The organism is Nonomuraea sp. NPDC002799 (assembly GCF_053592075.1).
Window position 1 is genome coordinate 92,246 of sequence record NZ_JBSFVA010000035.1, and the last position, 9,198, is coordinate 101,443.

Consider the following 9,198-nt stretch of genomic DNA (forward strand, 5'->3'; position numbering starts at 1 on the left):
CCGCCGGGCGGCGGGAGGTCAGCACAGACTGTGCAGGCAGGCGAGCAGGCTGCGGGCCTCGATGTTCAGGTAGTGGCCGTGGTGGAGCAGGTCCAGCAACTGCCGGACGGTCATCCAGCGGAAGCTGGGCGGCACGTCGAGCGGGACCTCGTCGCCCGCCTCCACGATCTGGTAGCGGGTCAGCGCCTGGTAGAAGCGCCCGCCCTCCTCCGACAGCACGGTGTCGTACCTGGTCACGCCGCTCTGCGAGAGCAGGATGCCCCGCAGGAACGGGTCCTCGACGTCCTGGGCGTCCATGCCGGGCGGCAGGTGGACGGTCGGCGCCATCTCCACCATGTCCATCAGGCCGTACTCGGGCCTGGCCTGGACGAGCAGGTGCAGGACGCCCTCGATGGGCCGGGCCAGGAACACCGCCCGGCCCTGGCCGCAGGGATACAGCAGGGGCTGCGTCCAACGGGTGACCTCCCTGGTGCGGGCCTCCGCCTCGACCGCGATGATCCTGAACAGCCGGCCGTCGCGCTCGGCCAGCTCGTACGCGCCGCGCTCCCAGCCCTTGACCGCGTCGAGCGGCACCAGGCGGGCCGACCAGTCGCAGCGGGTCTTGGCCTCGGTGAACCAGCTCAGCGCCTCCCCCGCCGTGTGCAGCGCGCCCTGCGGATGCCGGTAGGAGCGGACGAGCGCCTCGCCGAACGCGTCGCGGGGCGCGCCGGCCCGGGCGGGCATCTCGAACGGCAGGCAGGACAGCACGGTTCTGGCGTCCATGTTGACGAGGTTCTCGATCCTGGTCAGCTCGCGGATCTGGGCCAGGGTGAGCCAGCAGAAGTCCTCCCGCACCGGCAGGTCCTCGGTGACCTCGACGACCATGTTGCGGTTGCGCTTGCGCCAGAACCAGGCGCCCTGCTCCGACTGCAGCACGTCGACGACGATCCTGCCGCGCCGCGATCCGAGGAAGAGCTCCAGGTACGGCGGCAGCGCGCCGCGGTGCACCCGCGTGTAGTTGCTCCTGGTGGCCTGCACGGTCGGCGAGATCTGCAGCGTGTTGACGTTGCCCGGCTCCATCTTGGCCTGCATCAGGCAGTGCAGCACGCCGCCGAACCTCTTGACGACGATGCCGAGCACGCCGATCTCCGGCTGGTTGATGACGGGCTGCGTCCAGGTGTCCACGCCGCCGTCGCGCACCTGCAGCCCTTCGATGGTGAAGAAGCGGCCGCTCGCGTGCCCGAGATTGCCGGTGCCGGCGTCGAAGGACCACGCGTCCAGCTCGGCGAACGGGATCCTGCGCACGTCGAAGCGGCCGGCGGCGAGCCGCTCGGCCCACCAGTCGTGGAACGCGGCGGTGGACATGAGCGCGCCGTCATCCGTGCCCTCGGCCGTCGGGGCGGGTCGGGTCATGGGGTCGTCCTTCTTCAGAGCCCGGCCAGCACGGCGTGCAGGGCGTCGATGACCCGTTCCTGGTCGGCGTCGGAGAGCGAGGGGTACATCGGCAGCGAGAAGATCTCCTCGGCCACGGCCTCGGTCACCGGCAGTGACCCCTTCGCGTAGCCGAGGTGCGCGAAACCCGACTGGGTGTGTACCGGCCACGGATAGCTGATGTTGAGCGAGACGCCGTGCTCCTTCAGTCCCTCCATGACGCGTTCGCGTTCGGGATGGCGGACCACGTAGACGTAGTAGACGTGCTCGTTGCCCGGCGCCGTCGCCGGGGTGATCAGGCCGGTGCCGGCGAACGCCTCGGCATAACGGTCGGCGATGGCGCGCCGCCTGGAGACGTAGTCGTCCAGCCTGGTGAGCTTGCGCCGCAGGATCTCGGCCTGCACCTCGTCGAGGCGGCTGTTGTAGCCGGGGGTGCTGACGACGTAGTACCTGTTCTCCATGCCGTAGTAGCGCAGGCGGCGCAGCCTGGCGGCCACCTCGTCGTCGTCGGTGACGGTGGCGCCGCCGTCGCCGTAGGCGCCCAGCACCTTGGTCGGGTAGAAGGAGAAGGCCGCGGCCCTGCCCATCGAGCCGGCGACGCGCCCGTGGTGCCGGGCCCCGTGGGCCTGCGCGCAGTCCTCCAGGATGACGAGGCCGTGCCGCTCGGCGAGCCGCTCCAGCGGCGCCATGTCCACGCACTGGCCGTACAGGTGGACGGGCAGGAGGCAGCGGGTGCGCTCGGTGATGGCGGCCTCCACCTGCGACACGTCCATCAGGTACGTCTCGGGGTCGACGTCCGCGAACACCGGGACGGCCCCCACGGCGTCGATGGCCACCACCGTCGGCGCGGCGGTGTTCGAGACCGTGATCACCTCGTCGCCGGCGCCGATCCCGAGGGCTCTCAGGCCGAGCACGATGGCGTTCGTCCCGTTGTCGACGCCCACGGCGTGGGCGAGGCCGTGGTAGGCGGCGAACTCGCGCTCGAACGACTCCACGGACGGCCCAAGCACCAGCCTGCCCGACCGGAACACGGTGTCGACGGCGTCGAGGATGTCGTCGCGCTCTTTCTCATACTCCGGCAGGTAGCCCCAGACGTAGAGGGTCATCGGGAGACGTCACCCTTTCAGACGATGTTCTTTCAGACGATGTTCTTGACGAGGTCCACGCCGTGCTCGTCCCAGTCCTCGCGGTAGACCGCGAAGACGTGGACGTCCCAGACCCGGCCGTGGAAGTACGTGTGCTTGGGCAGGACCGCCTCGGCCCGCACCATCGCCGCGTGCGGCCCGGCGAACCCGAGCTCCTCGACGGCGGGGTCGGTGGCGTGCAGGTAGACCTTCCTGGTGCGCCACATCGCGAACGCGAAGTTGACCGTGAGGGCGGTCGTGTCACGCCGGATCCCCTCCGGCTCGCCCGCGAGGTGGACCTCCGCCTTCAGGTGCCCGGCCATGGACAGCTCGCCCAGGGTGCTGACCCCGACGGTCTCCCCCGTGTCCTTCCGGTGGACGAGGAAGCACGCGGCCAGGCCCCGGCCGAAGCCCTCGACGTATCTGTCGAGGAGCGGCAGCCCGCCGTGTCCCAGCCGGAAAAGGATGTCGTAGACCTTGGCGGCGTCTTTCACGCCGGCCGGGCGCAGCTCGACCTGCCCGGACTCGGTATGGGGAAACAACATTTCTCGGTCGCCCTCCTTTCACGGGAATTTTTCCAAGGTCTACCACACCGGCGTGCGGAGCGGCTATTCCAGGGAAAGGGCGGGCGCTATTGCCCTGCCCGGTCGGCGCTGACTACTGTCGGCGGCGTTTACCGACCGATAAAAGCATTCGAGGCGGCTCGCTTCGCAACACAGAACATCGCCGATGGCCGCATGAAAGGACAGATAAACATGTCGGACAACGATCTCGCCGCCGGTGTCGACCTCACCTTGGTCGATGATGTGGAGCGGATGGTACGGGGCACGGCCGAGATGATCTGCGCCGAGCAGCCCGACGTGCCTCAGCCGGAGTCCCTGCACGACCTGGACTCGTTCTCGATGGTTCAGGTGCTGCTCGAACTGGAGAACGTCACCCATCTGAAGCTGCTCGAACGGTTCGAGGGCTTCGAGGGCGAAACCTTCCGCGACCTGGCCGAATTCATCGTCCGCTTCACCACCGCCGACGATGCGGCGGCCCAGGAGAAGACGCCGGCCTAGCGTCGCCGGTCAGCCGCGCTGTCCCGCCAGCGAGACAGCGCGGCGGCGCGACCGGGCCGGCTCCCGGGGCGCGGGAGCCGGCCGGGAAAACGCGGGCGCGGCGAATGCAATTGGCCGCGATCCGTTTATCGTGCCCCGGACGACCACGAAATCAGGATGGCGACATGTCCGACACCCATCACCCCGCTTCCCGACTGATGCGAAAACCGCTCGAACTGCGCCCGCCACGCAACCGGCTGGACCGCCGGGTCATTCTCATGTGGACGCTGAACGCGCTGCTGTGGGGAATAGCCGTTTCCGCCGCGCTGGGTGCGGCGTACTGGCTCGTGCCCGGCGTGCGGTCGTGGCTGGGACCGTTGCTGATTATCGTCGCGGCGATTTATGCGGTAAATGTGGCGGTCATGCCGGCGTGCCGTTACCTCATTCACCGCTGGGAGGTCACCGACCAGGCCGTCTACTCGCTGACCGGCTGGATCACCCGCGAATGGCGGATCATCCCGATCTCCCGGATCCAGTCCATCGACACCAGGCGCGGCCCGCTGCAGAACGCGCTCGGCCTGGCCACCCTCAAGGTGACCACCGCCTCCCGCGAGGGCGGCATCGGCATCGCCGGCCTGGACGTGACGGTGGCCGGCGAGCTGGCCCGGCGGCTGACCGAGATCACCCAGGACACCCCGGGGGACGCGACGTGAACCCGGGCGAGACGGTGGACCGGCCTGCGGCTTCCGAATCCGGCATGGACGGGCCTGCGGCTTCCGAACCCGCCGTGGACCGGCCGCCTGATCCCGAACCCGCCGCAGACCAGCAGGCGGCTCCCGAACCCGGCGCGGACCGCTGGGCCGGCATCCCCTGGTCCCGGCTGAGCAGCCGGGTCGCCTGGGTCGACGCGGTCAGGCTCGTGCTCACGATCATCCCCAGCGTGCTCGTCACCGTGGTGTTCGGCCGGGGCCTGGACGCCTGGCCGATCCTCGTCGCCACCGCGATCGGCGCGCTGGCCACGGTCATGGACTTCAGGCGCTGGGTGACCACGCGCTACCGCGTCACGCCCGACCGGGTCGAGATCCGCCGGGGCTGGCTGGTCCGCCGCTCCCGCTCCGTTCCCAGGGACCGGATCAGGACCGCGGACACCAGCGCCAAGCTCCGGCACAAGCTCGCCGGGCTGCGCGTGGTGCACCTGTCCTCCGGCGAGGCGGGCACGTCGTTCAAACTGGACGCGGTCACCTCGGACGCGGCGGAGCGCCTGCGCGACGAGCTGCTGGGACTCGGCGGGGCGGAACAGGCCACCGACCACGTCACAGGGCAGGCCGCGGACGAGGACGTCATCGCCCGTTTCCGGTGGTCGTGGTTCCTCTACAACGTGATCAGCATATGGGCGTTCCTCGCCGCCGCGCTGTTCCTGTGGAGCTCCTACATGACGTTGCAGATGTTCGACGTTGACCTCAGGGAGATCCTGGCCGGCGCGGTGGGCTGGGAGAGCCTCGGCACGGGATGGTCGATCGCCGTCGGCGCGGCCGGCTGCTTCGTCGTGGGCACGATCGGGCTGATGATCACCTTCCTCAAGGAGAAGTGGAACTTCCAGCTCGTCCGCACCGCGACCGAGGCCGGCACGGTGCTGCTGACCAGGCAGGGACTGTTCCAGACCCGTGAGGTGCTGCGCGACGAGCGGCGCCTGCGCGGCATCCACCTCAGTGAGCCGCTGTTGTCGCGGTGGATGAGGCTGGCCGAGACGGAGGTGATCTCGACTGGGCTGCGCTGGGTGCCCGGCAGCGACGCCTCCAGCGCCATCCTGCCCCGCACGTCCGTGACCGAGGCGCGCCGGGTGGCGCTGGCCGTGCTGGGCGCGGAGCACCGGCCGCTGGAGACGCCGCTGCGCGCCCATCCGCGGACCGCGCTCTACCGCAGGCTCGCCGGCTCGACCCTGGCCCTGGCGCTGGTGGCGGGGCTGCTGGCCTGGCTCGGCGCCAGGGACGCGATCCCGGGCGCCCTCTGGCAGATCCCGCTGTGGCTGCTGCCGCCGGCGTGGGCGCTGGCCGTGGTCGCGTACCGGTCGCTGGGTCACGCCAGGGCCGGGCCGTACCTGGTGTCCAGGTCGGGCGTGATCCGCCGGGCCACCGTGGCGTTGCAGTGCCGGGGCGTGATCGGCTGGACGCTCAGCCAGTCGCTCTTCCAGCGGCTGCTGGGCCTGACGACCGTGCGGGTGACGACCGCGGCCGGCGCCCGTTTCTACGAGATCCCGGACTTCGCCGCCGACGAGGCGGTGACGTTCGCCCACGACGCGACCCCGCGGCTCCTGGCCGAATTCTTGGTGCCGGACGCAGAGCCGCCGGCCGCCACGGGCAACTGACCTATCACCTACCTGGTGAACAGGGGGTAGACATTGCGCACGACCCAACTCACGGACGGCCTCTCGGTGAGCGCGATCGGCCTCGGCTGCAGCTCCATGTCGCACGGCTACGGCCCCGCCGAGCGGGACGACGAGGAGTCCGTCCGTGTCATCCGCCAGGCCGTCGAGTACGGCGTCACCATCTTCGACACCGCCGACATCTACGGCCCGTACGCCAACGAGCGCCTGCTCGGCCAGGCACTCAAGGACTGCGGGGACCGGGTGACGATCGCGACCAAGGGCGGCCTGGTGGTGGGCCCGGACGGCAAGTTCCAGCGCGACGGCCGGCCCGAGCACCTGCGCGCCGCCTGCGACGCGTCGCTGCGCCGGCTGCGGGTCGAGGCCATCGGCCTCTACCAGCTCCACCGCGTCGACCCCGACGTCCCCCTCGTGGAGACCTGGGGCGCGCTGGGCGAGCTGGTGACCGAAGGCAAGGTCCGGGCCCTGGGCATCTCCCACGCCACCTGCGAGGAGCTGGAGCTGCTGCACTCGGTCTTCCCGATCGCCGCCGTGCAGTACGAGCTGTCGGTGTGGGCCACCGCCAGCCGTGCCGACGTCCTGGTCTGGAGCAGGAAACACGGCGTCGGCTTCCTCGCCTTCGCGCCGCTCGGCCGCGGCTACCTGCCGGGGACGCTCGGCGGCACGGTGCTCGACACCGGCGACTCCCGCCGGCGCGACCCGCGTTTCCTGCCCGAGGCGATGCGCGCGAACACCGCGATCGTCGAGGGGCTGCGCACGATCGGCGCCCGGCACGGCGCCACGCCGGCGCAGGTGGCCATCGCCTGGACCATGGCGCAGGGCGACAACGTCGTCCCCATCCCGGGGACGCGGAAGCTGCAGTGGCTCACGGACAACGTGGCGGCGGCCGACCTGCGGCTCACCGCCGACGACCTGAGGGAGATCGAGGAGTTGCCGCCGCCGGTCGGCGAGATGACCTGGGACCGCTACCGCGTCGCGGATTCGAACCGGGCCTGAGGCCCTCGCGCACAGAAGGGACCTACGGACGTGCTCTTTCCTCACACGGCCTCGCGGCGGGTGGTGCTCCATCCCGCGAGCAGCACCGACCAGGCGGGCTTCGCCCAGGTTTTCGTACGGTCGGGCGTGGAGAGCATCCGCCCGGCGATGCGCGCGGGCGGCGGCGGCATGATGGGCGCCTACGCGGCCTTCCACGTCAGCACCGCCGGCACGGGCGAGCGGCTGGGCTTCGGCGGCCTGCACGGGCTGGACCCGGCCGGGCACATCCGCTGCGCGGTCTACCTGGACCCGCGCCGCTCCCGGCTCGGCATCGGCTCGGAAGCGGTGCTCCTGCTGGTCAACTACGCCTTCGCCACGCTGAACGTGGACCGGGTGCTCGGACAGACCACCGAGGCCAGCTTCGCCTCGTTCGGGATCACCGAGGGCGACCAGGAGATCGGCGCCCTGCGCGATCACCTCTACTTCCGGGGGCAGCTCTGGGACCTGCACACCTTCCGGATCGAACGCCCCGAGTGGGAGCGCTACATCGACAGGAACACCAGAGGGATGCTGCCACCGCCGCTGACCTGGCGGACCGCGCCGGCCCGGCCGCTTGAGGCGTCCTGAGCGCGCGCCCCCGGCCAGATCGACCGAAGGAGATGACGTGGCAACGACAGCCGCGAGACCACTGATCACCGTACTCGGCGCCTCGGGCCTGCTCGGGACGGCCATCACCCGCGAGCTGGCCGCCCGGCCGGTCCGCCTCAGGCTCGTCGGGCGCCGGCCCGTCGTCGTGCCGCCGCGGCCGCACGCCGAGGTGGAGGTCCGCGCCCTCGACCTGACCGCGGGCGACGCGGTCGCCGCCGCGGCCCAGGGCGCCGACGTGGTGATCCATCTGGTCGCGCACATGGGCAAGGCGAGCACATGGCGGGCGGCCGCGGCCGATCCGACGGCGGAACGGGTCAATCTGGGCCTGGTTCACGACCTCGTCCACGCGGTGCGCGCCCAGCGGCGCGCGCGGCCCCCGGTCGTGCTGTTCGCCGGGTCGGTGTCGCAGGCCGGGCGCTCGGCGTCGGCGCGGCTCGACGGCAGCGAGCCCGACGAGCCGCTGACCGCCTACGACCGGCACAAGCTGGCCGCCGAGCGAGCCGTCGCCGCGGCCACCGCCGAAGGGCTGATCAAGGGCTCGACGTTGCGGCTCGCCACCCTCTACAGCCGCGGCACGGATCCGGTCGCCCTGGACCGGGGGGTGGTGTCGGTGATGATGCGCCGGGCGTTCGCCGGGCAGCCGCTGACGATGTGGCACGACGGCTCGACCAAGCGCGACCTGCTGTGCGTGGACGACGCCGCGTCCGCGTTCGTGACGGCCCTGGACCAGGCCGAGGTGGTCGCGGGCGGGCACTGGGTGATCGGCACCGGCCAGGCGACCAGTGTCGCGGACCTGTTCGCGCTGATCGCGAAGGTGGTGGCGACCCGGTCGGGGCGGCCGCCCGCCCCGGTCGTCTCGGTCCCGCCGGCGGACCACTCGATGCCGACGGACGTGCTGGACTTCGTGGCCGAACCGGCGGCCTTCCACCGGGCGACCGGCTGGACCCCGCGGGTGCCGCTGCTGGAGGGCCTGGAGGCCGCGGCGGAAGCGCACGAGACGGGGTGAGCATGCGGATCCTGTTCGCGGTCAATCCGCAGAAGAGCATTTTTCAGTACATGGTGCCGCTGGCGTGGGCGCTGCGCACGGCCGGGCACGAGGTGCGGGTGGCCTGCCAGCCGTCGTTCGCCGGGGTGGTCACCCAGGCCGGGCTGACCGCCGTGCCCGTGGGCGAGGACCGCAACCAGTGGCGGATCACCGAGCACCGGCAGGACGCGCTGGACGCGCTGCGGGTGGGCATCATGGCGCCGTACGACGCCTTCGACGACCCGGCCAAGGCGACCTGGGACTATCTCAAGCCCGGCATGGCCGACGCCGTGAAGGGCTGGCATCGGGTGAGCAGCTTCCCCATGATCGCGGGCCTGGTGGAGTTCGCCCGCTGGTGGCGACCCGATCTGATCATCTGGGAGCCGCTCACCTTCGCCGCCCCCATCGCCGCCAAAGCCAGCGGCGCCGCCCACGCCCGCCTCCTGTACGGCATCGACGTCTACGGCGGCGTCCGCCGGCTCTACCAACACCTCAACCGGCAACAACCCCCCGACCGGCGCACCGACCCCCTCGCCGACTGGCTCACCGGCTACGCCCGCAAATACGGCTTCGACTACACCGACGACATGCTCA

General features: G+C 71.2%; 9 protein-coding genes and 1 pseudogene. 7 read left to right on the forward strand and 3 right to left on the reverse strand.

The window, feature by feature from the left end; translation table 11 throughout:
• Positions 1–18: 18 nt before the first annotated feature.
• From ACWD0F_RS41385 to ACWD0F_RS41395, 3 genes are read right to left on the reverse strand one after another with little or no spacing between them, the layout of a single operon-like run.
• A complete protein-coding gene (locus ACWD0F_RS41385) occupies positions 19–1,392 on the reverse strand; it encodes an NDP-hexose 2,3-dehydratase family protein (protein ID WP_449886798.1) in 1,374 nt (457 codons plus the stop codon).
• Between the two features lie 14 nt (positions 1,393–1,406).
• A complete protein-coding gene (locus ACWD0F_RS41390; RefSeq protein WP_449886801.1) occupies positions 1,407–2,516 on the reverse strand; it encodes a DegT/DnrJ/EryC1/StrS family aminotransferase in 1,110 nt (369 codons plus the stop codon).
• Positions 2,517–2,548: 32 nt separating this feature from the next.
• A complete protein-coding gene (locus ACWD0F_RS41395) occupies positions 2,549–3,079 on the reverse strand; it encodes a GNAT family N-acetyltransferase (protein ID WP_449886803.1) in 531 nt (176 codons plus the stop codon).
• On the opposite strand from ACWD0F_RS41395, the gene ACWD0F_RS41400 reads away from it, so the two are divergent.
• From ACWD0F_RS41400 to ACWD0F_RS41430, 7 genes and pseudogenes are all read left to right on the forward strand, one after another.
• Positions 3,065–3,595, forward strand: coding sequence for a hypothetical protein (locus tag ACWD0F_RS41400; RefSeq protein ID WP_449886805.1), 531 nt, complete (start codon positions 3,065–3,067; stop codon positions 3,593–3,595). The genes ACWD0F_RS41395 and ACWD0F_RS41400 overlap by 15 nt on opposite strands.
• A 164-nt stretch (positions 3,596–3,759) precedes the next feature.
• The gene (locus tag ACWD0F_RS41405; protein ID WP_449886808.1) at positions 3,760–4,287 is read left to right on the forward strand and encodes a PH domain-containing protein; all 528 of its coding nucleotides are present in this window, start codon (positions 3,760–3,762) and stop codon (positions 4,285–4,287) included.
• Complete coding sequence (locus ACWD0F_RS41410) at positions 4,284–5,939, forward strand: PH domain-containing protein (RefSeq protein ID WP_449886811.1); 1,656 nt, start codon at positions 4,284–4,286, stop codon at positions 5,937–5,939. The genes ACWD0F_RS41405 and ACWD0F_RS41410 overlap by 4 nt, the downstream gene beginning before the upstream one ends.
• 33 nt (positions 5,940–5,972) lie before the next feature.
• Positions 5,973–6,953 carry an aldo/keto reductase gene (locus tag ACWD0F_RS41415; RefSeq protein WP_449886814.1) on the forward strand — a complete coding sequence of 327 codons (981 nt, stop codon included), beginning with the start codon at positions 5,973–5,975 and terminating at the stop codon, positions 6,951–6,953.
• Between the two features lie 30 nt (positions 6,954–6,983).
• Complete coding sequence (locus tag ACWD0F_RS41420; RefSeq protein WP_449886817.1) at positions 6,984–7,559, forward strand: GNAT family N-acetyltransferase; 576 nt, start codon at positions 6,984–6,986, stop codon at positions 7,557–7,559.
• Between the two features lie 37 nt (positions 7,560–7,596).
• Positions 7,597–8,586 carry an NAD-dependent epimerase/dehydratase gene (locus tag ACWD0F_RS41425; protein WP_449886818.1) on the forward strand — a complete coding sequence of 330 codons (990 nt, stop codon included), beginning with the start codon at positions 7,597–7,599 and terminating at the stop codon, positions 8,584–8,586.
• Positions 8,587–8,588: 2 nt separating this feature from the next.
• A pseudogene (locus ACWD0F_RS41430) lies at positions 8,589–9,198 on the forward strand (glycosyl transferase); the annotation flags it as partial.